Source organism: Sphingobacterium spiritivorum (genome assembly GCF_016724845.1).
In the GTDB taxonomy this organism is placed as follows: Bacteria; Bacteroidota; Bacteroidia; order Sphingobacteriales; family Sphingobacteriaceae; genus Sphingobacterium; species Sphingobacterium spiritivorum_A.
This window is the reverse complement of record NZ_CP068082.1, coordinates 3046139-3072905: the sequence shown is the minus strand read 5'-3', so window position 1 is coordinate 3072905 and position 26767 is coordinate 3046139. Positions and strand designations below refer to the sequence as shown.

The following is a 26767-nucleotide window of genomic DNA, read 5'->3' as shown; positions in this document are numbered from 1 at the left end:
ACTACAACTTATTCAAAAATGAAAAGCTTTCTAGACCAAAACTTTCTTTTACATTCAAAGACCGCTCAAGACTTATATCATAATTTTGCTAAGAATCAACCCATCATTGATTATCATAATCACCTGATACCTGAACAGATTGCCAACAATGCATCTTTTGAAAATATCAGCCAGGTCTGGCTGAACGGAGACCACTACAAGTGGCGGGCTATGCGTACCAACGGGGTCAATGAAAAATATATAACCGGTAATGCATCTGATGAAGAGAAATTCAGAAAATGGGCAGAAACGGTTCCTTCGACCATGCGCAATCCGCTGTATCACTGGACTCATCTGGAATTGCAAAGATATTTTGGCATCACAGATTTGCTATCTGCAAAGACAGCAGATAAAATCTATGCAGAGACTGCAGCCAGATTACAGACAACAGAATACTCAGTAAGAGGATTACTGAAGAAAATGAATGTAGAAGTCGTCTGTACAACAGACGATCCGACTGACAGCTTAAACTATCACCAACAATTCGCCGGAGAAAAAGAGTCTTTCAAAATGTTACCTGCATTTCGTCCCGACAAAGCGATGAATAGTGATGACATAGAGGCGCTGAATGCATATATCAATAAACTGGAATCTGTATCTGACCGCTCCATATCCACTCTACAGGACTATCTGGATGCCTTAAAAAAACGTCATGATTTCTTCGCAGACAACGGATGTTCTGTTTCAGATCACGGATTGGAGCAGATCTATGCAGAAGACTATACAGAACAGGAAATCGCAGACATCTTCGCTAAGATCAGAGCCCGTCAGACTATCTCCTATCAGGAAAATCTGAAATTTAAATCGGCCATGCTGATCTATTTTGCAGAATGGGATCATGAAAAAGGCTGGGTACAGCAGTATCATCTGGGCGCGCTGCGTAATAATAACAGCCGTATGCTCAGCATACTCGGTCCGGATACCGGATGGGATTCTATCGGTGATTTCAGTCAGGCAAGAGCCCTGTCCAAATTCTTAAACAAACTGGATACGCAGGATAAATTAGCAAAGACAATTATCTATAACCTCAATCCTGCTGATAATGAGCTGATCGCTACTATGATCGGCAATTTCAATGACGGGTCTGTAGCCGGTAAGATCCAGTTTGGATCAGCCTGGTGGTTTCTGGATCAGAAAGACGGGATGACCAAACAAATGAATGCCCTATCCAATATGGGACTGTTGAGTCGCCTGGTAGGGATGTTGACAGATTCACGCAGCTTCCTTTCCTTTCCGCGTCATGAATATTTCAGAAGATTATTATGTGATCTTTTTGGACAGGATGTAGAAAACGGAGAATTGCCAAATGATATGGAAGAAATCGGAAAGATCATCGCTGATATTTCTTATTTCAATGCCAAAAACTACTTTAAGTTCTAATCCGGCATGATTGATCAAGATTTTCAGGGAGCAGGAAAAGGTAAAGTATTAAGTTTTGGCGAACTGCTGCTACGTATCTGTCCGGATGGAAATGGAATGTGGCTGGCCGAAAACAAACTTCCGTTTTACATCGGAGGTGCAGAACTGAACGTTGCTACAGCTTTAGCGTTGTGGGACGTTCCGTCTTCCTATCTGACAGCAGTTCCCGATCATGCAATAGCACATGATATTGTCAATTCTGTATCCGGTATAGGTGTCGATATGGATCCTGTATTATTTTCAGGAGACCGTTTTGGGATCTATTATCTTCCGAAAGGAAAAGACCTGAAAAATGCAAGTGTAATATATGACAGAGCCAATTCGTCTTACGCAGAATTAAAAACCGGTGACATTGACTGGAATAAAGCTTTTGAAGGCATTTCCTGGTTTCATTTCAGCGCTATCTGTCCGGCCATCAGTCAGGAAATCGCCGATATATGTCTTCAGGCAGTAAAGGCAGCCTCAGAAAAAGGAATTACAGTTTCGTTAGATCTGAATTACCGAAGCAAACTGTGGAAATATGGAAAAGAACCTCTGGAAATATTACCGGAGCTGGCACCCTATTGTACACTTATAATGGGAAACGTATGGGCTGCAAATAAAATGCTGGGTACAGCACTACATAATTCTCTGACTGAAAACAGTGAATACGAAAGAGACATATTACTGGAACAGGCAACCGAAACATCAAAAGAAATTATCGCTGCTTATCCCCATTGTAAAGCCGTAGCCAATACTTTCAGATTCGATTACGGACAAGGTATACGCTATTATACCACCCTCTTTACACAAGGAGAACTGACCGTTTCGCGCGAATATATCTCAACACAGATATTGGATAAAGTGGGAAGCGGGGACTGTTTTATGGCAGGCCTTATCTATGGATTTTACCATCAGCTACCAGCAAAAGAAACATTGGCTTTTGCGACTGCAGCAGCCTATGACAAACTTTTTATCCCAAGTGATGCGACTACCAGCAGTGTGGCAGATGTACTAAAAATGAAAACAGAAAATGAGTAATAAAAGACAAATAGTACTGGATGCTATTCTTCAGCAAGGTATGCTTCCCCTGTTTTATCAGGATAGCGAAGAAGGTACAATCGCATTGGTGCGTGTACTGTACAAAGCCGGAATACGTGTCTTTGAATATACCAACAGAGGAGAATTCGCCTTAAACAATTTCAAAAAACTGATCGCTGTACGTGATCAGGAACTTCCGGGGTTGTACATAGGAATAGGTACGATCACGAATGCCGGCCAGGCAGAAGATTTTGTGACTGCAGGAGCAGATTTCCTGGTAGCACCTACCATCAATCCGGATGTAGCAGCTGTCGCAAAGAAAAATGAGCTCTTATGGATTCCGGGCTGTATGACACCCACCGAGATTAGTCTTGCACAACAGCATCAGGCAGCACTTATCAAGATATTTCCGGCCAACATACTGGGTCCGGAATTTATTTCTTCTATCAGAGATCTCTTCCGGGGACAGCTATTTATGCCTACAGGAGGAGTCGAACTTCATATCGACAATCTTCGTAAATGGTTTAAGTCAGGGGTATGTGCCGTAGGCATGGGGAGCAAACTGATCAGCCAGCAAGTCATGGAAAAAGGATTGTACGACGAATTATATGATAATACGGTATTAGCACTGAAGCTTGTACAAGAAAGTAAATATTAAAACCAACTACCATTATGAACCAAATAAAAGCAGGCAAGTTTCGCTGGACAATATGTATCCTGTTGTTTTTTGCTACTACGATCAATTATTTAGACAGACAGGTACTGTCCCTGACCTGGAAAGACTTTATAGCTCCTGAATTTCACTGGACCAATAACGACTACGGTACTATTACCGCTTTATTTTCTATTTTCTATGCCGTGAGTATGCTGTTTGCAGGACGGTTTGTAGATTGGATGGATACAAAAAAAGGATTTTTATGGGCCATTGGGATATGGTCTTTCGGAGCCATACTGCATGCTTTTTGTGGTATTGCTACTTCAGGAATAGTGGCAGGAGAATGGCTTGTCGGATTTCACGGTGCAAAAGAAGCTATTTCGAAAATCAACGATGTCGGCCTGATCATTAATGTCAGTGTAACCCTGTTTATCTTTGCCCGGTTCTTACTTGCAGTAGGTGAAGCCGGCAATTTTCCCGCAGCCATTAAAGCGACTGCAGAATATTTTCCGAAAAAAGACAGAGCTTTATCCACCAGTATCTTTAATGCCGGAGCGACTATAGGAGCACTGGCAGCTCCGATTACGATACCTGTTATCGCTGCAAAATGGGGATGGGAAATGTCATTTATTATTATCGGGGCTTCAGGTTTTGTGTGGATGGGCTTCTGGACGTTTATTTATAAAAAACCCGAAGTACACCCTAAAGTCAATGCTGCGGAATTGGCCTATATACAACAAGATAGTCTTGCTGATACTGCAGCAGGTGTAGTAGAAGTAAAGAAAGTATCCTTTAAAGATTGCTTCAAACACAAGCAAACCTGGGCTTTTGCCTTTGGAAAATTTATGACTGACGGTGTATGGTGGTTTTATCTGTTCTGGATGCCAGCCTATCTCAGTGAAGTCTACCACATCAAATCCTCTGACGGAGAAGGGCAATTAGCGATCTTCGTGCTCTATGCTATTACATTATTATCCATCTATGGCGGATACCTGCCAACAATATTAGTAGAGAAAAAAGGCATGAACCCATACGAAGGGCGTATGAAAGCCATGCTCATTTTCGCTTTCTTCCCGCTACTGGTTTTATTTGCTCAGCCATTAGGACATTTCTCCTATTGGTTTCCCGTGATTCTTGTGGGGATTGGAGGTGCTGCACACCAATCCTGGTCGGCGAATATTTTTTCTACGGTAGGAGACATGTTTCCGAAAGCAGCTATTGCTACCATTACCGGAATAGGAGGACTCGCAGGAGGGGTAGGATCATTTTTTATCAACAAAATTTCAGGATGGCTATTTGATCATGCTGAACAAACACATATGCAATTCCTGGGTTTTCAGGGTGCTGAAGCAGGATATTTCATCATATTTTCTTTTTGTGCCATAGCCTATCTTATTGCATGGGTAGTGATGAAGGCTTTGGTTCCTAAAATGAAAATCGTAAATTTCTAGAAATAAAGATTATTTCACACCATGAATTTCCATATGACGAATACCCCATATAAATAAAAATATATTAATCAACCTTTAAATATTATGTCCTTAAACCTAGAAGACATATTCCTTCAGGAGGAAGATATTCCTGACGAGTATGCACTGCATGAGCAGATTGACCAACGTGAATATCTCTCCAACGGAGAGATGAAAGCCTGGAATGGCCCTGTCAACGAAGTCTTTTCACCCATCTGTGTCAAGACCAAAGATGGCTTGCAGCGAAAGCGTATTGGTAGTTTTCCGGTATGTACGGAAAAAGAATCTCAGGAAGCACTGGATGCTGCTGTAGCCGCATATGACAACGGCAGAGGTCAATGGCCGACAATGAGTGTTGCTGACCGGATCACCTGTGTAGAAAACTTTACACATAAGATGATCGAGCAGAAAGATATCGTCGTCAAACTGATCATGTGGGAAATCGGTAAATCGTATACCGATTCCGTAAAAGAATTTGACCGCACGGTAGAATATATCTATGCTACGATAGATGCGTTAAAAGATATAGATCGCCAGTCATCGGGCTTCACGATCGAACAGGGGATTATCGCACAGATACGTCGCTCACCACTGGGAGTGGTGCTTTGTATGGGGCCATTCAACTACCCGTTGAATGAAACCTTCACGACGCTGATTCCTGCACTTATCATGGGCAATACCTTACTCTTCAAACCACCTAAGCATGGTACACTTTTGCACTATCCTTTACTGGAAGCATTCCGTTCCAGTTTTCCGCAAGGAGTAGTCAATACCATCTATGGACGTGGTAATAATATTGTTCCGGGGTTAATGCAGTCCGGCAAGATCAATGTACTGACACTCATAGGATCCAGTCGTGTAGCGGATGAACTGAAAAAGCTGCACCCTAAAGTAAACCGTCTGCGAGCTATTCTGGGACTTGATGCTAAGAATGCGGCGATCATTACCAAAGATGCGGATCTCGATCTTGCTGTATCCGAGACTTTATTAGGCTCTCTGTCATTCAACGGACAGCGTTGTACAGCGATCAAGATCGTATATGTACATCGTAGCCTTGCCCAGGAGTTCCTCAAAAGACTCTCTGTAGAAGTAGCCAAATTAAAATACGGTATGCCTTGGGAAAAAGGGGTTGCCCTTACTCCTCTTCCGGAAGTTGGTAAACCGGCATATCTGGAAGCCTGTATCACAGATGCGATTGCCAATGGAGCCAAAGTTGTCAATGAGCACGGTGGGGAGACCCTGGAGTCATTTGTATATCCGGCGATTGTATATCCGGTAAACCATGCCATGAAGCTGTATCGTGAAGAACAGTTCGGTCCTATTATTCCTGTAGTCCCTTTCGATGATCTGGAAGAACCTATAGAATATCTGATCGGCTCACCTCATGGTCAGCAGGTATCTATATTCAGCAACAATGCTTCTGTGGTATCATCACTTATAGATCCATTGGTCAATCAGGTGAGCCGTGTCAATATCAACTGCCAGTGTCAGCGCGGACCGGACGTCTTTCCGTTCACAGGACGAAAAGACAGTGCCGAAGGAACACTGTCTGTAGTGGATGCACTTCGCTCCTTCTCTATCCGCTCATTAGTAGCCACCAAATTCACCGATAGCAACAAAAAGCTATTCAATGAAATTGTGAGTGAAAATGAATCTAATTTCCTAAGCACGAAGTATATCTTCTAATATTTAATTGTTTTAAAAATCAGAGCCTCGTTTACGATTGTAGACGAGGCTCATTTTTTGTTTATAACAGCAGAGATTTACTACCGAAGTGCAGTTGCAAGCGTAAGATTTAATTCCTGAATGCCATCAACTACCAGCTTCGCAAGTTGCTCTGCTCCTTTGGGTGATAAGTGCGTATTGTCCTGAATACCCTTTGGGTAATTCTCGTGTCCCGGAGGCAGATGATTGAATAAGGAAACAGATCCTTCCTCTCCTAAACGGGAAAGTAAGCTATTTGTTTTAATCTGCATATCAATTAAGGGTACATTTAACTGTTTTGCCACCTCACGAGTGATATCAGGGTAACCGCCATGCGTCTCAACCAGCTTGCCGTTTATCCAGTTTCGGCGTTCTATAGGAGTCAACAGCACAGGAATAGCCCCCTTCTGACGCGTTTCTTCCACATACTCTGTAAGGTTGGCCTTAAACTTTTCCAGAGAAGTACCTACAGTAGGTTTATGAATTTTTTCATCATTGTGCCCGAATTCGATAAATACATAATCTCCGGGTTTTATCTTTTCCAGTACCAGCCTCCAATGATTGACCACCGTATGGGATTTGGTATTGTAATCATGCTTAAAGGAAGCTGTGCTGCGACCATTCAAAGCCCTGTTGTCGACAATCACCGCATGCTCATTAAACAGCTCCTGAAGTTTCATCCCCCATCCGGTTTCAGGGTAAGTTTTAGCCGTCTTATTTGCAGCTGTAGAATCTCCGATAATGTAGAGTGTAACAGGTTCCTTATCAGTAAAAGCATACAAACCGATGATCACAGCGATCATAACAAGGAGCGATAATCCTCTTTTGAGTGTACAATAATTCATATTAACAGGTACTAAATCTTTTCTTTAAGCAATAAACAGATAAAGGAATATCCGATATGCTGAATACTCCTTTAAATTTAAAATATGGATAACTAACTAAATCTCTATCTGATCCAGCGCGGATCTCCTATCCCATTTCCCTTGAGTGTATTGTTACTGATTGTAAAATCACCATTTGCAGCATTTGCAAATCCCGGATCCAGGCTTGTACCATTAGCATCTACTTTAACAGTCCCGGATGCGGTAACCTGCAGACTCGTAGCATTGAAGTAGTTATTTCCACTCAATGTCGTAATATTAGTCTGCGATTGATTGGCTAATAAACCTACCGTACCCGTTACTATATTCTTAGTAAATGAAATACTGTGATTTGCTGCCGGAATACGTACATAGAAAAATCTCCTGCTGGATGCATTGGCCAGCCCGACCAAAGTATTGTTACTCACAGAAATACCAACTCCTCCGGCCGGATATACATTAGTACCCGCCGCATCTATACGAATAAACTCCCGGTCGGCAACCCCATAAACTGTATTATTCGTAAAAGAGATACTTAACGGAAAGCCTGTACGAAAATCAATAAACTCGCCACTGTTTCCATAATTACGGAAGATATTGTTATTGATCTTCAATGCTGCAACAGTACTGGATGAAGTTCCTGAGGTATTCATAATGATGACTCCTGCTTTATAATTCCGTATCTCGCTGCCTTCGACAATGATCTCCCCATACACTCCGTTTCCGACAGTGATTGCATTATTCAGATTATTACCTCCGTCAACAATTACATTTTGAAATTTCAACGCTGCCCCTGCGGACAACGTAAATCCGACATTATTCAATACAGGTTTTTCCGATACACGTGCAGCCACAATAGCTACAGGCTTGGATAATGCCAGTGATACACCCGTAGCTCCGACAAAATCATAGTTACCTCCCGTCAGCGCAAAAGTTTCTCCTCCTTTGGCAGATGCAATACCAGCTGTTAATTCTGCCACGGAAGTTACCAGAATAGCATCTCCTATATCTATCCCTGTTTTAAAGATCGCAGTACCTCTTGTTTTTGTTCCATTCAATAATATCGCACTATAGCTCGTCTCCGGGATCAGGCCTTCAATCAATGCCGAACCTTTCGCTATCTCATCAGCTGTAAGGCTCCGCTGAATGTTGCCGGGAGAAAGACTTATACTGGTAACCGCAGCAGCTGCAGGCCAGCTCAATACCACAGACTTAGCTGTAATAGTGGACAGGTCTACCGGATTAAAGATCTGCTCAGATGCAGTCTTTAAGGTTGTCATTACCCACTTTGAATCTTCCTTACCGGTCATAGTCCCCTTAACACGAATATAATATTCCGTATCTCCGGACAGACCCGAAATAGTGTATGGCAATTCGCTGATCTTAATATTTTCAATGGTCTTAAAAGGAGTTCCTTCGAAATTCGCACTTTCAGACAATTCAACCGTATAAGCCTCTACATTGATCGCTTTTGTCCACGTCAATACGATAGAAGTCTTACCATCCAGAATAGCCGTTAAACCTACAGGTGAAAAAGACTGATCCGTATTCAGTGTTTTGATCACATCCAGAGCCTCTTTGGAACAACCCGATAAAGAGAGGGAAATTCCTAACAGCCCGTATATAGCGTATTTTTTTAAATGTACTTTCATAATATCTAATCTTTAAAACAGTTAGAAATTGTAACCACTATTCGTCAGTTGTCCGTTACTGGCCTCAATAAAGAACTGCCATATAGGCCAGAACTGCTGCAGATTCGGATCCCGAAGGAACATCGCGTCCCAGTAAGCGACCTGATCATTATCAGCAGCCAGCTTCCATGTTTTAGATGTGCCGTATGTAGCTCCTATTGCATCAGTATCTCCGGCTTCCAGACCATAGATCCCGACAGATTCACCATCTGCCAATGTCTTATAGTATACATTCTTAGGATAGCCTGCATATCTGCCCTGACGGTTTTCCAGTAGTTGCAGCTTTTGCTTGGCTTCATTAAGCTTGGCAGAGAGCAGGTTCCAGCGAATCAGGTCTCCCTTTCTCAGCATCTCTCCTGTAAACTCTAAGGAGCGCTCGTCAACAATAGCATTAAAAAAAGCTTCTTTACTCACCGTTGCAGCAGACATATATGCCGTTACTTTTTCCGGATGTGTAGGGAAAGCACGATCCCGGATCATTTTGAGATATGTAGCAGCAGCCTGCGGACCATCCAGTTCATTTACAGCTTCTGCAGCCATGAGTACTACATCTGAATACCGCATATACATCCAGTTGAGTCCGTCATCATTGGTAGAAGTTACTACGCGCTTCATCCATTCATAACGGTACTTTCCAAAATACCACTTATTCAGATTGGTAGGTACCTGTTTACCATTGGTCCACTCGTAGGGCACCACAGATACAGCACGTCTAACATCATCCTTATCATACTCATACCACATAATCGGATTCGGACCATTGGTACCGCCTTTATTCTGCATAGTATATTTATCAGTAGTCGTATGTTTTACACCCAGATCAAACAATACACGCCCGCGACCTTCAGAGAACGGGATCTCCCACATAGACTCTTTACCCGCCAGATTCGTTTCCTGACATAGCGTTCTGAACACTTCCTCAAAACCTAAAAGTCTCAATGTGCCGCTATTGATCACATCCAGACATTCTTCTTTCGCTATCTGATACATCTTTGTGCGTTCCAGATCCGGATCACGGCTCAGGCGCACCCCGTCAGCATGCTGTGCATATCCACCGGCAGCCAGCGCTATACGTGCGCGCAATCCCTTTGCAAATGCCTTATTGACCTTCTCTACAGACTGTGTCTTTGTATTGCCGTTAGGCCATGGAAGATAATTTTCGGCCTCTTTGAGATCGGCCAGTATTTGTTTGTAAATAATATCCCTGTCACTTCTCGGAACATATGTATTGGCAGATGTTAAAGGCTCAAATCGTGCCGGTACATCTCCCCATCCCTTTACAAGATCGTTGTAAACCACAGCACGCAAGACCAGCACTTCCCCAAGAATCTGAGCCAATTGTGCATTATTTTCAATATTTCCGTATGCACGCAATCCCCGGATAGCCAGATTAGCACGTTCAATAGCTTCGTAAAATTTAGCCCAGGCATTATTATCTGTATTCATCTGGGTATTATTTGCATTCGTCTGATAATTGGCTAACAGACTTTTTTCATCAGTCGTATTTTTCAGTGAATTTCCCACTTCATTATCGGTATTGATACCGTAATAAACAAGGTAACGCCCACGATATGAATTTGTCTCTCCGAATGACTGCAGGATTCCTGCTACTGCACCTTCTGCCAGTACAGGTGAAGAAAAAATAACAGACTCATCCATCGCTGACTGTACAGGTGCATCCAGAAGTTTATTACAAGAGACCAGAGAAGTCCCCAATACTGCTGCAAATGCTATTTTATAAAATGTCTTTTTCATCTCTAAAATTTTTTGATCATTAATTGATATCAATCCTTAGAAGCTCAGATTTACCCCTACCACATACAAGCGACTCTTAGGATAAGCAGAGTAATCTACTCCCGGTGTAAGTGCCGATTGTCTTCTGGTAGATACTTCCGGATCAAAGCCACTGTAGTTTGTGATACGAAACAGATTATACCCTGTACCATATATACGCAGGTTCTTTACTTTGACCTTTTGTAGCAGTTCATTCGAAAATGTGTACCCCAATGTCAATGTACCCAGCCGCAGGAACGAACCATCTTCTACAGCCCAGTCACTGAAGATAAACTGTTTGGTAAGCGGCGACCACAGCGTTGTATTTGCATTCATGGCTGCCAGCTGAGCAGGATCGTTACTGATAGTTCCGTCAGGCAGCAGATTCGTCCAGCGCTGACCTTCTTCCATAATAGAGATCATATTACGGGAGTGATACTTACTGGTCTGGGTATATTCAATCTTATTGGCATTGTAGATATCATTCCCGAAGCTCCAGTTGAAGAGTGCTGTAAGATCAAAATTCTTATACCGTGTATTGATCGAGAAACCTCCGGTATGTTTAGGATTAGCATTACCAATGATCGTCTTATCATTTTCGTTTATTTTACCATCTCTATTCAGATCCTCCAGTTTCATAGATCCCGGACGAATTGTACCGATCACATCATTAGCGGTAGCAACTCCTTCTTTGAGTGTCCATATACCCTTTGCAGCATCGTATCCGGTAAAATCAAATACTTCATATCGGCCGGCTGACTTATAGCCATACATCTGGCCGACAGCAGCACCCGGCTGTACCCAGTAATCGGATCCGATCTCTGTAGAAGCCCATCTCGAAGGCCAGTTAATCGCATTCAGAAGTCCCAGAGAATTAACACGGTTTCTGTTGAAACTAATATTTGCCGATACATTGAGATCAAAATCTTTAGATTTAACAGCAGCCCAGTTTAAAGCAACTTCAACACCTTTATTCTGCGTCTCACCCATATTACGGTACTGGCTGTCATATCCTACCCCTGCGATCGGATAGTCAATCAGAAGATCTTTTGTTTTATTCAGATAAGCCTCTACTGTACCTGTCACACGGCTATTAAATAAACTAAAGTCTAATCCCAGGTTTCGGGTAATAGTTGTTTCCCACTTCAGGTCCGGATTGGACATGATCTTGGAAGTAGACCAGAAACTGCTGTATCCGTTAATCCAGGAAGTAGGTGTTACGGTAAACGTAGGATCGATCTGTCCTGTAGGGATATTGTTATTACCTGCAGTACCATAGCTCAGTCTTAGTTTCAGATCATTCAGCCAGGATTTTGAAGCATCCATAAATGCCTCATCAGAGATTCTCCATGCTCCGGAAACGGATGGGAAATATCCCCACTTATTACCCGGGCCAAATTTAGATGAACCATCGGCACGGAAGGTAGCACTTAACAGATACTTTCCGCGAAAATCATAGTTAGCACGACCGAAGAAGGATAATAAAATATCATTTGCATTGAAAAAATTCTCGGTAGAAAATGGCTTACCCTGAGCGGTTAGTTTTCGGCTTTGATCAAAGGTAAAGGTAGACGGAAATCCGTGAACCGTATTTGTCAATGCATTGGATTTAGTAAAAATATACTCCTGACCCAACAGAACATTCAGATTGTGATCCTTATTGAGCAGGCTTTTGAAGTCATAGTTCAGCGTATTCGCTGTTCGGATAGATTGTCTGGATATCTTCGACAAGATCACAGCCGGCAGATTTTGATTCTTATCCTCCGGTGTATTTCGCACATAATAGGTCGTTTTACCATAAAAACGATCATTAGAATTATTTCCGTCATCAAAGGTAAAATCTGTCTTGAATCGTAGATTATCCACTATTTCCCAACCTATACTACCATTTAAATTGTAACTGCGACGCTTCTGAAGCTGATCATTGTCAGCGATAAAAGTCAGCGGATCAAACAGATTAAAGCCCTCATCTGTCTCTTCCGAATCTGTTAAGCCCTGAACAGGGATACCCGGATATACCATTACAGCTTTCAAACGCGAATCTGCCGATGATTTTTCATTCTGCTCATTCGCACCTCCTCCTTCAATCTTCATATCCGAAAAACGGAAACCAAGATCCAGTGATACACGCTTATGTAGTTTATGGTTAAGCTTAAAATTGATATTCTGGCGATTGTATCCTGAAGACACCATAATAGCCTTATCCTTGATAAAATTATGACTAAAGCTGTACTTCGTCTTCTCACTACCTCCACTCAGACTCACATTCTGATTAAAAGTATTACCTGTACGGCCAAATACAATATCCTGCCAGTCATTCGTAGCCACTCCGTCATACAGGTCTATATCCTGAAAGTTTCCAAAATATTTGGTGTAGGTATCGATACTCCTGGTTAGTAAAGCACGCTCATACTGCCACCTGGCATAGTCCAGCGGCTGCAATACATCCAGCGTATTTGCAATGTTACGAACACCGCCAAAAGCATTGTAACTCACAGAAAATTTACCTGTTTTGCTGGTCTTGGTGGTCACAATAATAACCCCATTCGCACCTCTGGAACCATAGATAGCAGTAGAAGATGCATCCTTCAGGACATCAATAGATTCGATATCAGAAGGTGCGATATCAGCGATAGTCGTTACCGGGAATCCGTCCACAATGTAGAGTGGCGAGTTATCTCCTGTGATAGAACCTCCCCCACGTACACGTACTGTCATTTCGGCATCCGGAGATCCTTCCGTGCTGGAAATATTCACACCGGAAAGACGCCCCTGTATAGCTTCCAAAGCCGATGCGACCGGAGCTTTGGAAATGACATCCGCACTCACGGAAGCCACGGCTCCTGTCAGATCCTTTTTCTTGACGACGCCATACCCTACATTGACGGTCACTTCTTCCAGTGCATTCGTTACAGTCTGCAGAGAGATATTGAGGGTTGACTCGGTTTTGAAGGGTACAGATTGTGTCGTATACCCCACATAGGAAAATTGAAGTGTACCGCCCTGAGCCGGCACATTAATTTTAAAATTCCCCTTACTGTCAGAACTGGTACTGACATTGGTACCAAGAACTTTTATACTGACTCCGGATAACGTTTGCCCCGAGTCTGCAGCCTTGATTGTACCTTGCAATTGTCTGTTCTGGGCAAAAGAAACCCCTATCGACAGACAAAAAGCAGTTAATAGCATAAGCACTTTACTCATAAGTGATTAGTTTGAGTTAATAGATGTTATTATTTTTTAATAAGAAGAAGGCAATTAGTTACGGTTATCTGTCTAATTCTTATAATCGGTTATCATATCACAAAAATGCGAAGTAAATTCCAGTAGAAGCCGTTTTTGAGCCAAAAGTTATGCAATCGTTCCCGACATCGATTGCGGTCAGAAAATACGAAATCCCATTTTGCCGTAATCTTGCCAACATTGCTTATATTTGTTAGGAATGAAATTTGAAAACTATACGATCAAGGATATTGCTCAGGCACTTAATCTATCTACTTCTACAGTCTCCAGAGCACTAAGAGATAGCTATGAAATTAGTCCGGAAACTAAGAAAATCGTATTAGAGTATGCCGAAAAAGTAAACTACCGTGCCAACCCTATAGCCAGAAGTCTCAAAGAAAAAAGAAGCTATTCTATCGGGATTGTACTCAGTGAAATTGCAAACAATTTTTTCTCCCAGGTCATTAACGGCGTAGAGTCTGTTGCCTATCAGAAGAACTATAATGTAATGATCTCCCAGACCCATGAATCGGCTGAAAGAGAAAAACTCAATGTAGAATATCTGAGTTCCAGATCCGTAGATGGATTACTGATCGCTTTAGCTTCCGAGACAGAAGATATATCGTACCTAAGAAAACTCTATGAAAGAGGATTTCCTATTGTATTCTTTGACCGGGTGCCTGAGGATTTCGATACGTTCAAGGTCATTGTCAACAACTACAAAGGAGCATTTGCGGCTACAGAACAGTTGATCCTGTCTGGAAAAAGAAAAATTGCACATCTCAACAATGCCAAAAATCTTTCCATCACGCGGGAGCGGTTAAAAGGCTATCAGGATGCATTGAAAAAATACCACATCCCGTTTAATGAGGATCTGGTAAAACATTGTTTATACGGAGGTATGAACCTTCATGAACTGGAAAATGTTGTAGATGAACTCTTAGAGCAGAATTTCGATGCGATATTTATATCAGGTGATCGTCTGTCCACCGGTTTTTTGCTGGCTCTCAAAACCAAAAATCCGGAATTGGCCAATAAGATTGCGATATCAGGCTTTACCAATTCAAATGTCGTGAGTCTCTTCTCCCCAACCATGAATGTTGTCAGACAACCTGCAGTAGAGATGGGTAAAATAGCGACAGAGCTGCTTATCAAAATGATAGAATCCAATTACCCTATTGAGGAATTTGAAACTATTATACTACAGACCGAATTAATCAAGGCCAACTAACACTAAAAGCCAGTACCATAAAAAATCCCGATACAATTTGATTGTCGGGATTTTTTCAGCTAAGCACAAATTTAGTTCACTGTATTGAGTTGTATTGGCAGCGTATACATTACCCTGACCGGTCTCCCGTTTTGAACCCCGGGAGTCCATTTCTGATTGTATTTTTTTAACACAGCCAGTCCAGCTTCACCTGTTCCATATCCCAGGTCTTGTGCAATTTTGAAATCTGTCAGTGAACCATCTTTCTCCACGACAAAAGTGAGCAGTATTTTACCATTTACACCTGATTTAACGGCTTCACTTGGATACTGATAATTATTCCCGATAAACATCATAAATTTCTGAAAACCTTCTGTCGGCTCCGGACCTTTTTCAACTTTCGTTAAAACTATATACTCATCCGGAGGGCTAGGTACACCTGCTTTTGGAGAAATATCCCGCTGTTCTGTTTCGGTATTTTGTGCGGCGCTGGCAGCCGCTAATCTCAAAGGAATTGTATAAGCAACCCTTACCGCTTTACCATTATTTAATCCCGGCTTCCATTTCTCCGCCATTTTAAGTACTCGTATAACTTCCTCTCCTGCACCATAGCCAATATCTTTTGTAATCTTAAAATTTGACAAAGATCCATCTTTTTCCACGATAAAAGCTATCGTCACTATCCCATTTACTTTATTTTGTATTGCGGCATCAGGATATACATAATTTTGCCCTATAAATGTCATAAAGGCCTTCATACCTCCCGGAGGCTCAGGAAGAACTTCCGCAGTCTTTACGACCGGCTCTTGCTGTTGCGCAGGTTTCTTATCCTCTACATCTACTTCTTGCCTCTGAAAACTTGGTGCATCTGGTAGAGGAAGATGTACATCCATTACCTTAGATACCAGATCTGTCTTGACAACATCTAATGTTTTATTAAAGGCTAATGCTGTAACCCCTAAACCAACGGTTAAAGGAAGTAGCAACACATATTTTATCCTATTGATGGATTTTGATCTGTTCTGAAATAACATCATAATTCTTTTCTTTAAAAATGATTGATTAGAAAACTCATGAAATATAACATGAGGGGGCACGTTCATAGCATTCGCAATCAATACTTCCGCATAGGAACGCTTGTCCTGCCCGGAGCAAATCTGATCAGCTATACACTCGTGCTGAAATTTTAATTCTTTAATATAAAAGTATAGTACAGGGTTGAACCAGTTGAAAATACGGACAATCTCTACAAACAGGATATCGTAAGTATGTCGTTGTTTCACGTGGACATCTTCATGTGCATAGATCAGAGAAGCATTTGCGACTGCATCACCAACATAGATCTGTTGCAGAAACGAAAAAGAAATTTTCGGATTTTGCTTTTTGAATAATCTGAAAATACGCAGCAATCTGATTAGAAAATAAACAACGGCCACACCTACAGTTACCCAATATACCACAATCACACTGAATGTAAGAGGTTTAGGATTCAGCACAATGACGTCTCCCTGCACAGCGATCATATTCATTTTGATTACAGGAATAATATCGGCGGCATATACGCTATCGGAAAAATCCATAAACTGCAATGCTGGTACAATCAGGGAAACTAATAATGCTCCTATCAGATAAACTCTGTTCCACTGAAAAAAAGTAAGTTTTCTTAGCAGCAGGTAGTACAACATATACAATACAAGCATACTGCAATTGGCCATGATCAGGTAAGTCATCATAATACTTTTGTTTATAATAATGTAGATCCGCTTGGTTATTTTTTCTGTTTGGCGATTATCTCCAACAATTCATTTACATCTTTCAGATTCAGTTTATCTTCCTCTAGAAAGAAGGACAACATACTCTTCGCTGAATTATCGAAATAATTGTTCAGTAATTTACCCGTAATTACTTTCTTATACTCTTCTTTTGAAATCTTAGGCAGATATTGATGACTCTTGCCGTAAGATTTGTGCATCAGGAAACCCTTGGTTTCCAATATCCGCACGATAGTAGACACGGTATTATATGCTGGCTTCGGTTCCGGAAGGCGTTCGATAACGTCCTTTACAAATCCGCCATTTATCTCCCAAAGCTCATGCATAATTTGTTCCTCTGCTTTTGTAAGTTCTTTGATTTCGTCCATAACTCTATGAATAATAAGACAATATTGCCAGTAATCGATTATAAAACAAGTTTAAAACTAAAAATATAGTTTCACAACTAATTTTTTAGTTTTTAAATATAAATTCCTGATTTACAGCAAAATAAATTTAAATAAGAATTTTATTGTATCAACAATTACTCATCAAATTTCTTGCTTCTGGATTTCTTCAGTTCTGACTGTCTCTTCTTCCTGTCCAGACGGTCAACGACTTTAGAATAAGGGATTCTCGTTTTTTTTCTGGCTTTAACTGGTATTAGCGCCGTGTCTACAATGGTCAGAAACCGCTGAATTGCGATTTCTTTATTCTTCACCTGAGAGCGGTCATTATCACTTTCCAACTGCAATACTCCATCTTTATTAATGCGATTAGAGAGCGCATGAAAAAGAATAGCTTTTTGATCTTCAGAAAAAAATGTACTCCCGGCCACATCCCACTGCAGTAATACCTTGGAAGAGACCTTGTTGACATGCTGACCTCCGGCACCGCCGGATCTGGAAAATTTGAATACAAGTTCTGTAAGCAGAATCTCTTTATTAGCTATCATTACACAAAAATAGAAAGTTTAAGAGGCAGTTCCTACTTATTCAGTTTGCTTTCAAGTTTATCGATCTTTTCAATCAGATTTTTAATAACATCCACCTGAAACTGCTGCATTTCTACGAGTTCTTGTTCCTTATGGATAATCAGGTGATCGATCTTCTCATGCAGCGCACGGATTTCAAGTTCAGCTTTCAGGTTGACCATATAATCATTCTTAGCCCTTTCACGGTCCTTCTCTTCCTGCCTGTTCTGACTCATCATAATGACAGGAGCCTGCAGCGCTGCTATACAAGATAGAATCAGATTGAGTAAAATAAATGGATAAGGGTCAAAACCTTTGTTACTTAACCAGTATATATTCACCAAAATCCACAAGATCAGAAAAGCGATGAAAGAAAGAATAAATGTCCAGCTTCCTCCAAACTCAGCAACTTTGTCTGAGACTTTATCTCCAAAGTTCATTGTATCCTGGTCCTGATCCAAAGACGCAGATATAAGCTCATTATTCTTCAGACTATCCAGTACCATCTGATCAAGTTGCGTGAGCTCTCCGATTTCCTTTTTAAGAATAGAAGACAGATATTTTTCTTTATAATAATCCAATTCACCTGTAGACAAGCATTTATCCCGGTCAAATCCCTGATGATCTTCCTGAATCAGCTGCACTATTGCATTTCTCAGAGTAGAGCCAAGTACCTTATCTCGTATAGGATACGGATTGCCGGAAATATCGCTGACGAATGTTTTCATATATATAATTTACTTTTCAAGAGTTATCCGCCAGTCGGCGGTTACAGATTGTATGCATAAGTATCCGTGTATCTTCTCCTACACATATTTCATAAACAGATAAAATAATATCCCAATTTACATAATATATCCTGTTAGCAGGCTGATTTTACATTTACTATTTTACTTTACAAAGCAGATTTGCGATGCTGTCTCAAAAATTTTGCAGAATTATGGCAATTAAGTTATCCTCTCCTGTCCGAAATAATCTTTAATTTGCATCAGATAAATTTTGAACATGAAAATAGGAATAGTTTGTTACCCTACATTTGGAGGAAGTGGTGTTGTTGCTACAGAATTAGGCAAGGCCTTGGCAGCAAACGGTCATGAGATACACTTTATTACATACCGTCAACCTGCCCGTCTGGATTTTTTCTCTGAAAATCTGTTCTATCATGAAGTCGCCGTATCACAATATCCACTCTTTGATTTCTTACCATACGAATCTGCCCTTGCCAGTAAACTGGTAGATGTCGTCAGGTTCGAAAATCTCGATGTACTACACGTACACTATGCTATTCCACATGCTTCAGCAGCCTTTATGGCAAAGCAGATCCTGGCCACTTATGGTATTAATATACCTGTCATTACGACCCTGCATGGTACAGACATTACTCTGGTAGGTAAAGATAAAAGCTTCAGCCCTGTCGTGACCTTCTCTATCAACCAGTCTGATGGTGTAACTGCAGTATCTGAAAATCTAAAGTCACAAACACTGGAATACTTTGATATCAATAAGGATATTCAGGTCATTCCTAACTTTATTGATTTGGAAAGATTCAGCAATAAAGATCGTTCGCACTTCAAAAAAGCTATTGCTCCTTCTGATGAGCGTATCCTCATACACACATCCAATTTCCGTAAAGTAAAGAAGACAGATGATGTGATTCGTATCTTTCAGAAGGTTAATGAAAAAATACCAAGCAAACTGCTCATGGTAGGCGACGGACCGGAAAGAAGAAACGCGGAAGAATTATCCCGTCAGCTCAATGTATGTCAGGATGTACGTTTCTTAGGTAAGCAGGATGCTATTGAAGAAATACTTTCCGTTTCCGATCTGTTTTTGATGCCGTCCAGCTCCGAAAGTTTCGGACTGGCAGCCCTGGAAGCTATGGCCTGCAAAGTGCCTGTCATCTCGACCAATACCGGAGGTTTGCCGGAACTGAATGTCAATGGTGTGACCGGATATCTCAGTGATGTCGGTAATGTGGACGAAATGGCCGCAAATGCCATCAGCGTACTGGAAGACTGTGACAGACTTCTACAGTTTAAAGAGGCTGCACTCAACCGCGCTAAAGACTTCCAGCTGAGCAATATTATGCCCAAATATGAAAGTTACTACAATGAAGTAATTGAGAAGGTCAAAAAAGGTTGATTTTCTTCAAACAGGCAATAAAGGGATTAAAAAAATTATCATATCTTTGGCTTTTGGAAAACTTCCAAAAGAAAATCATGAAATATAAACGCATCCTACTCAAACTCAGCGGAGAAGCCTTAATGGGCGAACAAAATTACGGCATCGACATTCACCGTGTCAGACAATATGCCAATGACATCAAAGAAATCCATAGCCTGGGCATGGAAATCGCAATCGTTATTGGAGGAGGTAATATCTACAGAGGATTAAGTGCTGAAAAATCTGGTATGGATCGTGTTCAGGCAGATTACATGGGAATGCTGGCAACAGTGATCAACAGTATGGCTCTTCAGGATGCTCTTGAAAAAGTCGAGTTAAAAACACGTCTTCTTACAGCGATCAAGATGGAACAGATCTGTGAACCTTTTATTCGCAGAAGAGCAGTAAGACACCTGGAAAAAGGAAGAATTGTTATCTTCGGAGCTGGTACCGGAAATCCGTACTTCACAACAGATACAGCAGCTTCATTAAGAGCTATCGAAATCAATGCAGATGCAGTACTCAAAGGTACACGTGTAGACGGTATATACACCGCAGATCCTGAAAAAGATCCTTCAGCTACCCGTTTTGACGAGATTTCTTTCACCGAAGTTTACGAAAGAGGATTGAATGTGATGGATATGACAGCATTCACACTTTGTCAGGAAAACAACTTGCCTATCATAGTATTCGATATGAATAAAGAAGGCAACCTGAAAAAACTGGCTAACGGAGAACACGTAGGAACTGTTGTCCGCTAATAATACATAAGAAAATATAACAAACATAATATGAACGAACTGATTTCTCTTCAACTTGATGACTGTAAGGATTCAATGACTAAAGCAGTATCATTCGCGGAGTCTGAATTGACAAAAATCCGTGCAGGTAAAGCATCCCCGTCTATGTTAGATGGTATTTCTGTAGATTATTACGGAAGCCCTACCCCATTAGCACAAGTGAGTAATGTCAATACCACAGATGCACGCACAATTGTTATCCAACCTTGGGAAAAATCATTGATAAGTGCTATCGAAAAAGCAATTATTGATTCTAATCTTGGTCTTAATCCACAAAATGACGGTATAGTAATCCGTTTGGTAGTACCGGCATTGACTGAAGAAAGAAGACGTGACCTTGTAAAAAAAGCGAAAGAAGAAGCCGAAAAAGGACGTATAGCTATTCGTAACATCCGTAAGGATACAAACGAGTCTATCAAAAAACTTAAAAATGACGGCGCTTCAGAAGATGAAATTAAAGTTGGTGAAGCTGAAGTACAGAAACTAACAGATAGTTTCATCGTACAGGTAGATAAACTGGCCGAATTGAAAGAAAAAGATATTATGACTGTCTAAGTCCTGATATTTCAGATAATGAGAGCCCTTAAATTAAGGGCTCTTTTTATTTAGTTTTATATTGTGTAAATTGACATTGGATTATCTTAAAAAACAAACTATGAACAAATCTAGGAGAAAATTCTTAAAACAAGCTGGTGTCGGTGTTTCAGCAGCTTTTTTAAGTCCGTATCTTCTTTCCTGTGAATCCAAAAAGATCGCAGAAGGACCTTTCCAGCATATCGGAATCCAATTGTACACCCTAAGGGATGAATTGGCAAAAGATGCAAAGGGAACGATTGAGAAGATCGCAAAAATTGGTTACAAACACGTCGAGACATTTGGTGTAGATGTGGCCAAAGGAGAGTTTTTCGGATTACCGATCAAGGATTTTAAAAAGCTATTAGACGATAATAATCTGGAAACACACAGTGGACATTATGATCTGTCAAAATACCTGAGCAAAAATCATGAAGACAAAGAAAGTGTCGAACGCTATGTAGAGATTGCCAAAGAATTAGGCCAATCTTATGTCGTCGCTCCGGTAACGCCTATGTTTGACATTAATGCTTTAAAATCTGCAGATTATCAATATGCCGCAGAACAACTCAATAAAGCCGGAGAGATATCTAAAAAATCCGGTATTAAAATGGGTTATCACAACCATTTCTGGGAGTTCAGAGATCAGCCCAACGGAACAAAAGGATTAGATATCCTGATCGCATTTACGGAACCTGAACTGGTGGATTTTGAACTGGATCTTTACTGGATTGAAAAATCAGGATTGAGCCCACAATCTTACTTTGAAAAATATCCAAACCGCTTCTCTATGTGGCACGTGAAAGATATGGACAAAGCCTTTACCAAACCGATAGTAGGTGGCGAACAGGACAAACTCGGATTCGGGGATATTATAAAAGAAATCAAATATGCTGAAGTAGGTACCGGCAATATAGATTTTACGAACATTGTCAAATACGCTGACAAATCGGGTCTGAAGTATGCTTTCGTAGAGCAGGACGACATCTATATGGCTGACAAATTTGCCAGCATCCAAAAGAGTTACGATTACGTTGAGAACACCTTGACAAAGGTCAGATAAAAACAAAAAAGGGAAGTGTAGACTTCCCTTTTTTGTTTTCTTTAGAATTTCATTTTCTCGACTTCAAGGGCCGTTTTCTCAACCTTGTCTCCCAATTCCTTTTTGAAGCGGATAAGCTCCTGCGTCAGTTCCGGATCTGATGTACCCAGAATCTGAGCTGCAAGAATACCGGCATTCTTTGCCGCATTCAACGCTACTGTTGCTACAGGTATACCATTCGGCATCTGCAGAATAGATAGTACGGAATCCCAGCCATCAATAGAATTTGAAGATTTAACAGGCACTCCGATAACAGGCAAATGGGTAATAGATGCCACCATACCTGGCAAATGAGCAGCTCCGCCTGCACCTGCCACTATTACTTTGAGACCTCGCTCCGCAGCACTTGCAGCATAGTCAAACATACGCTGAGGCGTACGGTGTGCTGACACGATAGTCACTTCAAAAGATACACCCAATGTCTTAAGTACATCGACCGCATCCTGCATGACAGGAAGGTCTGATTTACTCCCCATTATTACACCCACTAAAGGCTTATTATCTGAACTCATTATTTTTATGCTTTTACTTTTAATATTTCCTGAACTTTGCGTGCATTACTGATCGCCAGTTCTCTGTTATCATTAACGATACATACATGCCCCATCTTTCGGAATGGCTTTGTATATTTTTTACCATACAAATGCAGATATACACCTTCCATATCCAGGATCTCTTCTATCCCTTCATATTTTGCCAGTCCTTCATACCCTTCTTCTCCCAGCAGATTGATCATCACTGCATTACTACGCGTACTGGTATTGCCTAAAGGCAAATTAAAAATAGCCCGCAAATGTTGCGCAAACTGAGAAGTATAGTTTCCTTCAATTGTCTGATGTCCGCTGTTATGAGGTCTTGGTGCAAGTTCGTTGACCAGAATCTCACCTTGCTTTGTCAAAAACATTTCCACTGCCAGTAACCCTACGATTTGCAGATCATTGGCGATCTTCCTGGCGATTTCCTCTGCCTGTTGCTGAATTTCAAAACTCAATGTCGATGGGGAGATCAGAAACTCGACCAGATTAGCTTGTGGGTTGAATTCCATTTCAACTAACGGAAATGCCGAAATGTCCCCCTTATCATTGCGGGCAACGATTACAGCAATCTCCTTTTCAAAGTCAATCCACTCCTCAATCATGCTTGGTTCTTCAAACGCATGTTCCAGATCCTCTTGTGAAGCAATCTTTTTCACACCTTTTCCATCATATCCGTCTTTTCTCAATTTTTGGATATAAGGAATATTAATATTCGCATTCAGCAGATTATCTTTTGTAGAGATCAGTTGAAAAGGTGCTGTAGGAATATCATTCTGTTTGAAGAATTGCTTCTGTAAGCCTTTATCCTGGATCAATCGGATAACGCGTGACTGCGGAAATACCTGCACACCCTCTTCCTCCAGTTTTTCCAGTGCATCCACATTTACCTTTTCAATCTCAATAGTAAGCATATCGAGATCTTTACCAAAATTATATACGGTATGAAAATCCCCTAATGATCCTACCTCAAACCGGTTACACAATTTGCGACATGGTGCATTCTTGTCCGGATCGAGGACGTGTATATTAACATTATAATTAATTGCTTCCTGGATGACCATGCGTCCCAATTGTCCGCCGCCCAAAATTCCTAATTGCAACTCACCATAAAAATCTTTTGCCATAAATAATTTTATCTTTTATACGTTAGCATGAAAAAAGGTTTCACCTAAAATACTTTCTTTTTCTATTTTCTTTTGTAATTCTAAAAATGCACCAATTAATGCTTCCGGACGTGGAGGACAGCCTTGTACATATACATCCACCGGAATGATCCTGTCCACTCCTTTTACCACATGATATCCATGTTGCCAGTAAGGACCTCCGCAATTAGAACATGAACCCATCGAAATTACATATTTAGGTTCAGGCATCTGCTCATAGAGCTTACGGATACGATCAGCCATTTTGAAAGTAACTGTACCTGCGATGATCATAACATCCGATTGACGCGGAGAAGGCCTTGGAAATACACCCAGTCTATCCAGATCGTACGTTGAGGCCATTGCCCCCATCATCTCAATTGCACAGCAGGCAATACCAAAACTGACAGGCCACATAGATGACAGTCTGGCCCAATTAAGCAGGTCATCCAGCTTCGCGACTACTACACCGTTATTCTGTAATTGATTTTCTATGCTCATGATGATGCTCCCGGTTTTTTAAATGCAGGTCTGAACCCGATTTTCGGTTTGCTTTCTACCTTAGGTTGATCGGATGTCTCATCTGCAGTTTCTGCTGTCGCTTTATAATCACGGACAGCGTACGTCTTATTATTTAATGCTTCATAAGCTCCCGCGGGAATATTCACCTGTACGGATGGTGTCACATGCGTGGGTTTCACCCAATCCAGATCTCCTTTACGCCAAACATATACTAATCCTAAAACTAAAATCCCAAGGAACATTGCCATTTCGACCATAGTAAACCATCCCCAACGCAGGTCAGCATTGATAAATTCACTCTGACCGAACACAGTGGCCCAGGGGAATACAAAGATCAATTCGACATCAAACAATAAAAATACTAAGGCGATAACATAAAAACGCGGATTAAACTGAATCCAGGCGGTTCCCTGAGATTCCTCACCACATTCGTATGTACTCAATTTTTCGGGATTAGGCTTTTTAGGGGAAATTAATTTCGCAAGAAATATGGTCGCACATACCAACAGGATTCCTACCAAAGCAATGATAAGGATCTTGCCGTATTCTGATAACTGCGCGGGATCATCCATAACACAAAATTAGCATTTTTTTATTACTAAAATAAGCAAAGTCTGACAGACTTTGCTTATTTCCTGTAATTTTATACTCTCGCTTTTTATGACGTTAAAAAACGTGTCCGTTGTTATATCAACTATCTGCCCGGCATTTTAGGCATATTACGCATCATTTTAGCAGCCATAGCCGGATTAGACATCTGCTTCATTACTTTACGCATATCCCCAAACTGTTTCATCAGTTTATTGACTTCATTAATGTCTGTTCCGGATCCTTTGGCAATACGAATACGACGTTTCTGATCAATAGCATCCGGATTTTCACGCTCAAACGGAGTCATAGAGTCAATAATCGCTTCAATAGGCTTGAATGCATTATCATCTACCTCTACATCTTTCAGCGCCTTACCTACTCCCGGAATCATGCCCATCAGATCTTTCATATTACCCATTTTCTTGATCTGTTGAATCTGGGATTTAAAGTCATTGAAATCAAATTTATTCTTACGAATCTTTTTCTGAAGTTCGGCTGCCTGTTTCTCATCAAATTGCTGTTGAGCACGTTCTACCAAAGATACAACGTCACCCATCCCCAGAATACGGGAAGCCATACGATCCGGATAAAAGACATCCAATGCTTCCATCTTCTCCCCTGTACCGATAAACTTGATAGGCTTATTGACAACAGATTTAATAGATAAAGCCGCACCACCGCGGGTATCACCGTCTAACTTAGTCAGCACCACACCTGTAAAATCCAGACGATCATTGAATGCCTTAGCCGTATTCACAGCGTCCTGTCCCGTCATCGAATCCACTACAAACAAGATCTCCTGAGGTTTGGTCGCTTCTTTTACAGCAGTAATTTCAACCATCAGTGCTTCATCAATAGCCAGACGTCCCGCCGTATCGATGATCACTACATTATGACCGTTACGTTTTGCCTCTTCCACACCGGCCTGAGCAATAGCAATAGGATCATTAGATTCACGATTCACAAATACAGGAACACCTACCTGACCACCCAACACTTCCAACTGGTCAATCGCTGCAGGACGATATACGTCACCTGCAACCAACAAAGGTTTTTTTCCTTTTTTATCTTTCAGATAATTGGCAAGCTTTCCTGAAAAGGTAGTTTTACCTGCCCCGTTAAGACCAGCAATAAGGATAACGGTCGGATTTTTTGATATATCCAATTCCGTAACTGCACCGCCCATAAGTTCGGTCAGCTCATCATTCATGATTTTGGTCAGCAACTGACCCGGAGAAATACTGGTCAGTACATTCTGACCAAGCGCTTTCTGTTTTACATCATCTGTAAAACTCTTAGCTGTTTTATAGTTAACATCCGCATCCAGTAAGGCCTTACGGATTTCCTTCATTGTCTCCGCGACGTTGATTTCTGTAATATTACCCTGACCTTTTAATACTTTAAAGGCTCTATCTAGTTTATCCTGAAGATTCTGAAACATGATAATTGAAAGTCTTTTTCTTGATAAGGGACAAAGTTACAAAATTGCCTTGAAATGAATAACATACTTTACACGTAAAGATTTGCCTCGGCCAGCTCTGTATCAATC

General features: G+C 41.1%; 23 protein-coding genes. 10 read left to right on the top strand and 13 right to left on the bottom strand.

Going from position 1 to position 26767, the window contains the following annotated elements:
* Nucleotides 1-18: 18 nt before the first annotated feature.
* The 5 genes from uxaC to I6J03_RS12870 all read left to right on the top strand — a co-directional run bounded on the left by uxaC (nucleotide 19) and on the right by I6J03_RS12870 (nucleotide 6288).
* Nucleotides 19-1419: a glucuronate isomerase gene (uxaC, locus tag I6J03_RS12890; protein WP_003011616.1), complete on the top strand. Its 1401-nt coding sequence runs from the start codon at nucleotides 19-21 to the stop codon at nucleotides 1417-1419.
* A 6-nt stretch (nucleotides 1420-1425) separates the two neighbouring features.
* On the top strand, nucleotides 1426-2478 hold the full coding sequence (locus I6J03_RS12885) for a sugar kinase (protein ID WP_003011615.1): 1053 nt from the start codon (nucleotides 1426-1428) through the stop codon (nucleotides 2476-2478).
* The gene (locus tag I6J03_RS12880; RefSeq protein WP_003011612.1) at nucleotides 2471-3136 is read left to right on the top strand and encodes a beta/alpha barrel domain-containing protein; all 666 of its coding nucleotides are present in this window, start codon (nucleotides 2471-2473) and stop codon (nucleotides 3134-3136) included. Before I6J03_RS12885 ends, I6J03_RS12880 begins: the two co-directional genes overlap by 8 nt.
* Before the next feature lie 14 nt (nucleotides 3137-3150).
* A complete protein-coding gene (locus I6J03_RS12875; RefSeq protein ID WP_003011609.1) occupies nucleotides 3151-4584 on the top strand; it encodes an MFS transporter in 1434 nt (477 codons plus the stop codon).
* Between the two features lie 84 nt (nucleotides 4585-4668).
* Nucleotides 4669-6288, top strand: coding sequence for an NADP-dependent glyceraldehyde-3-phosphate dehydrogenase (locus tag I6J03_RS12870; RefSeq protein WP_003011607.1), 1620 nt, complete (start codon nucleotides 4669-4671; stop codon nucleotides 6286-6288).
* A gap of 80 nt (nucleotides 6289-6368) precedes the next feature.
* On the opposite strand, the gene I6J03_RS12865 is transcribed toward I6J03_RS12870, so the two are convergent.
* From I6J03_RS12865 to I6J03_RS12850, 4 genes are all read right to left on the bottom strand, one after another.
* Nucleotides 6369-7151 (bottom strand): rhamnogalacturonan acetylesterase, encoded by a 783-nt coding sequence (locus I6J03_RS12865; RefSeq protein ID WP_003011605.1) that lies wholly within the window; start codon nucleotides 7149-7151, stop codon nucleotides 6369-6371.
* Between the two features lie 104 nt (nucleotides 7152-7255).
* Nucleotides 7256-8821: a DUF5123 domain-containing protein gene (locus tag I6J03_RS12860; protein WP_003011603.1), complete on the bottom strand. Its 1566-nt coding sequence runs from the start codon at nucleotides 8819-8821 to the stop codon at nucleotides 7256-7258.
* A 21-nt stretch (nucleotides 8822-8842) separates the two neighbouring features.
* Nucleotides 8843-10615 carry a RagB/SusD family nutrient uptake outer membrane protein gene (locus I6J03_RS12855; RefSeq protein WP_003011601.1) on the bottom strand — a complete coding sequence of 591 codons (1773 nt, stop codon included), beginning with the start codon at nucleotides 10613-10615 and terminating at the stop codon, nucleotides 8843-8845.
* Nucleotides 10616-10651: 36 nt separating this feature from the next.
* Complete coding sequence (locus I6J03_RS12850; protein WP_003011600.1) at nucleotides 10652-13837, bottom strand: SusC/RagA family TonB-linked outer membrane protein; 3186 nt, start codon at nucleotides 13835-13837, stop codon at nucleotides 10652-10654.
* A 238-nt stretch (nucleotides 13838-14075) separates the two neighbouring features.
* Here I6J03_RS12850 and I6J03_RS12845 point away from each other — a divergent pair, with 238 nt between their 5' ends.
* Entirely contained in the window at nucleotides 14076-15086 is a 1011-nt protein-coding gene (locus I6J03_RS12845; protein WP_039990501.1) for a LacI family DNA-binding transcriptional regulator, read from the top strand.
* A gap of 71 nt (nucleotides 15087-15157) precedes the next feature.
* On the opposite strand, the gene I6J03_RS12840 is transcribed toward I6J03_RS12845, so the two are convergent.
* From I6J03_RS12840 to I6J03_RS12825, 4 genes are all read right to left on the bottom strand, one after another.
* On the bottom strand, nucleotides 15158-16798 hold the full coding sequence (locus I6J03_RS12840; protein ID WP_003011596.1) for a M56 family metallopeptidase: 1641 nt from the start codon (nucleotides 16796-16798) through the stop codon (nucleotides 15158-15160).
* Between the two features lie 35 nt (nucleotides 16799-16833).
* Entirely contained in the window at nucleotides 16834-17205 is a 372-nt protein-coding gene (locus I6J03_RS12835; protein ID WP_003011593.1) for a BlaI/MecI/CopY family transcriptional regulator, read from the bottom strand.
* 155 nt (nucleotides 17206-17360) lie between these two features.
* On the bottom strand, nucleotides 17361-17771 hold the full coding sequence (gene arfB, locus I6J03_RS12830) for an alternative ribosome rescue aminoacyl-tRNA hydrolase ArfB (RefSeq protein ID WP_201693721.1): 411 nt from the start codon (nucleotides 17769-17771) through the stop codon (nucleotides 17361-17363).
* A 32-nt stretch (nucleotides 17772-17803) separates the two neighbouring features.
* Complete coding sequence (locus I6J03_RS12825) at nucleotides 17804-18517, bottom strand: DUF1003 domain-containing protein (protein ID WP_003011588.1); 714 nt, start codon at nucleotides 18515-18517, stop codon at nucleotides 17804-17806.
* Nucleotides 18518-18794: 277 nt separating this feature from the next.
* Between I6J03_RS12825 and bshA the strand changes: the two genes are divergently transcribed.
* The 4 genes from bshA (at nucleotide 18795) to I6J03_RS12805 (ending at nucleotide 22388) form a co-directional block, all read left to right on the top strand.
* Nucleotides 18795-19931: an N-acetyl-alpha-D-glucosaminyl L-malate synthase BshA gene (bshA, locus tag I6J03_RS12820; RefSeq protein ID WP_002992708.1), complete on the top strand. Its 1137-nt coding sequence runs from the start codon at nucleotides 18795-18797 to the stop codon at nucleotides 19929-19931.
* 77 nt (nucleotides 19932-20008) lie between these two features.
* Nucleotides 20009-20713, top strand: coding sequence for a UMP kinase (gene pyrH, locus I6J03_RS12815; protein WP_037459803.1), 705 nt, complete (start codon nucleotides 20009-20011; stop codon nucleotides 20711-20713).
* 30 nt (nucleotides 20714-20743) lie between these two features.
* Entirely contained in the window at nucleotides 20744-21307 is a 564-nt protein-coding gene (gene frr / locus I6J03_RS12810) for a ribosome recycling factor (protein WP_002992704.1), read from the top strand.
* A 100-nt stretch (nucleotides 21308-21407) separates the two neighbouring features.
* Nucleotides 21408-22388, top strand: a complete 981-nt coding sequence (locus I6J03_RS12805; protein WP_003011587.1) for a sugar phosphate isomerase/epimerase family protein — start codon at nucleotides 21408-21410, stop codon at nucleotides 22386-22388.
* Nucleotides 22389-22429: 41 nt separating this feature from the next.
* On the opposite strand, the gene purE is transcribed toward I6J03_RS12805, so the two are convergent.
* The 5 genes from purE to ffh all read right to left on the bottom strand — a co-directional run bounded on the left by purE (nucleotide 22430) and on the right by ffh (nucleotide 26659).
* Complete coding sequence (purE, locus tag I6J03_RS12800) at nucleotides 22430-22939, bottom strand: 5-(carboxyamino)imidazole ribonucleotide mutase (protein WP_003011585.1); 510 nt, start codon at nucleotides 22937-22939, stop codon at nucleotides 22430-22432.
* 5 nt (nucleotides 22940-22944) lie between these two features.
* The gene (locus I6J03_RS12795) at nucleotides 22945-24087 is read right to left on the bottom strand and encodes a 5-(carboxyamino)imidazole ribonucleotide synthase (protein WP_003011584.1); all 1143 of its coding nucleotides are present in this window, start codon (nucleotides 24085-24087) and stop codon (nucleotides 22945-22947) included.
* A gap of 15 nt (nucleotides 24088-24102) precedes the next feature.
* Nucleotides 24103-24606 (bottom strand): NADH-quinone oxidoreductase subunit B, encoded by a 504-nt coding sequence (locus I6J03_RS12790; RefSeq protein WP_003011582.1) that lies wholly within the window; start codon nucleotides 24604-24606, stop codon nucleotides 24103-24105.
* Complete coding sequence (locus tag I6J03_RS12785; RefSeq protein ID WP_002992696.1) at nucleotides 24603-25199, bottom strand: NADH-quinone oxidoreductase subunit A; 597 nt, start codon at nucleotides 25197-25199, stop codon at nucleotides 24603-24605. Before I6J03_RS12785 ends, I6J03_RS12790 begins: the two co-directional genes overlap by 4 nt.
* A 122-nt stretch (nucleotides 25200-25321) precedes the next feature.
* Entirely contained in the window at nucleotides 25322-26659 is a 1338-nt protein-coding gene (ffh, locus tag I6J03_RS12780) for a signal recognition particle protein (RefSeq protein WP_003011580.1), read from the bottom strand.
* Nucleotides 26660-26767 lie beyond the last annotated feature (108 nt).

What these genes read in the sequence shown, in the direction of transcription:
- I6J03_RS12885 (WP_003011615.1), top strand. Translation starts at nt 1,426, where the DNA reads ATGATTGATCAAGATTTTCAGGGAGCAGGAAAAGGTAAAGTATTAAGT.
- I6J03_RS12855 (WP_003011601.1), bottom strand. Translation starts at nt 10,615, where the DNA reads ATGAAAAAGACATTTTATAAAATAGCATTTGCAGCAGTATTGGGGACT.
- I6J03_RS12845 (WP_039990501.1), top strand. Translation starts at nt 14,076, where the DNA reads ATGAAATTTGAAAACTATACGATCAAGGATATTGCTCAGGCACTTAAT.
- I6J03_RS12785 (WP_002992696.1), bottom strand. Translation starts at nt 25,199, where the DNA reads ATGGATGATCCCGCGCAGTTATCAGAATACGGCAAGATCCTTATCATT.
- I6J03_RS12875 (WP_003011609.1), top strand. Translation starts at nt 3,151, where the DNA reads ATGAACCAAATAAAAGCAGGCAAGTTTCGCTGGACAATATGTATCCTG.
- pyrH (WP_037459803.1), top strand. Translation starts at nt 20,009, where the DNA reads ATGAAATATAAACGCATCCTACTCAAACTCAGCGGAGAAGCCTTAATG.
- I6J03_RS12840 (WP_003011596.1), bottom strand. Translation starts at nt 16,798, where the DNA reads ATGATGACTTACCTGATCATGGCCAATTGCAGTATGCTTGTATTGTAT.
- I6J03_RS12835 (WP_003011593.1), bottom strand. Translation starts at nt 17,205, where the DNA reads ATGGACGAAATCAAAGAACTTACAAAAGCAGAGGAACAAATTATGCAT.
- I6J03_RS12850 (WP_003011600.1), bottom strand. Translation starts at nt 13,837, where the DNA reads ATGAGTAAAGTGCTTATGCTATTAACTGCTTTTTGTCTGTCGATAGGG.
- I6J03_RS12870 (WP_003011607.1), top strand. Translation starts at nt 4,669, where the DNA reads ATGTCCTTAAACCTAGAAGACATATTCCTTCAGGAGGAAGATATTCCT.
- I6J03_RS12805 (WP_003011587.1), top strand. Translation starts at nt 21,408, where the DNA reads ATGAACAAATCTAGGAGAAAATTCTTAAAACAAGCTGGTGTCGGTGTT.
- I6J03_RS12795 (WP_003011584.1), bottom strand. Translation starts at nt 24,087, where the DNA reads ATGGCAAAAGATTTTTATGGTGAGTTGCAATTAGGAATTTTGGGCGGC.
- I6J03_RS12790 (WP_003011582.1), bottom strand. Translation starts at nt 24,606, where the DNA reads ATGAGCATAGAAAATCAATTACAGAATAACGGTGTAGTAGTCGCGAAG.
- bshA (WP_002992708.1), top strand. Translation starts at nt 18,795, where the DNA reads ATGAAAATAGGAATAGTTTGTTACCCTACATTTGGAGGAAGTGGTGTT.
- I6J03_RS12825 (WP_003011588.1), bottom strand. Translation starts at nt 18,517, where the DNA reads ATGAAAACATTCGTCAGCGATATTTCCGGCAATCCGTATCCTATACGA.
- I6J03_RS12865 (WP_003011605.1), bottom strand. Translation starts at nt 7,151, where the DNA reads ATGAATTATTGTACACTCAAAAGAGGATTATCGCTCCTTGTTATGATC.
- ffh (WP_003011580.1), bottom strand. Translation starts at nt 26,659, where the DNA reads ATGTTTCAGAATCTTCAGGATAAACTAGATAGAGCCTTTAAAGTATTA.
- purE (WP_003011585.1), bottom strand. Translation starts at nt 22,939, where the DNA reads ATGAGTTCAGATAATAAGCCTTTAGTGGGTGTAATAATGGGGAGTAAA.
- uxaC (WP_003011616.1), top strand. Translation starts at nt 19, where the DNA reads ATGAAAAGCTTTCTAGACCAAAACTTTCTTTTACATTCAAAGACCGCT.
- I6J03_RS12860 (WP_003011603.1), bottom strand. Translation starts at nt 8,821, where the DNA reads ATGAAAGTACATTTAAAAAAATACGCTATATACGGGCTGTTAGGAATT.
- frr (WP_002992704.1), top strand. Translation starts at nt 20,744, where the DNA reads ATGAACGAACTGATTTCTCTTCAACTTGATGACTGTAAGGATTCAATG.
- I6J03_RS12880 (WP_003011612.1), top strand. Translation starts at nt 2,471, where the DNA reads ATGAGTAATAAAAGACAAATAGTACTGGATGCTATTCTTCAGCAAGGT.
- arfB (WP_201693721.1), bottom strand. Translation starts at nt 17,771, where the DNA reads ATGATAGCTAATAAAGAGATTCTGCTTACAGAACTTGTATTCAAATTT.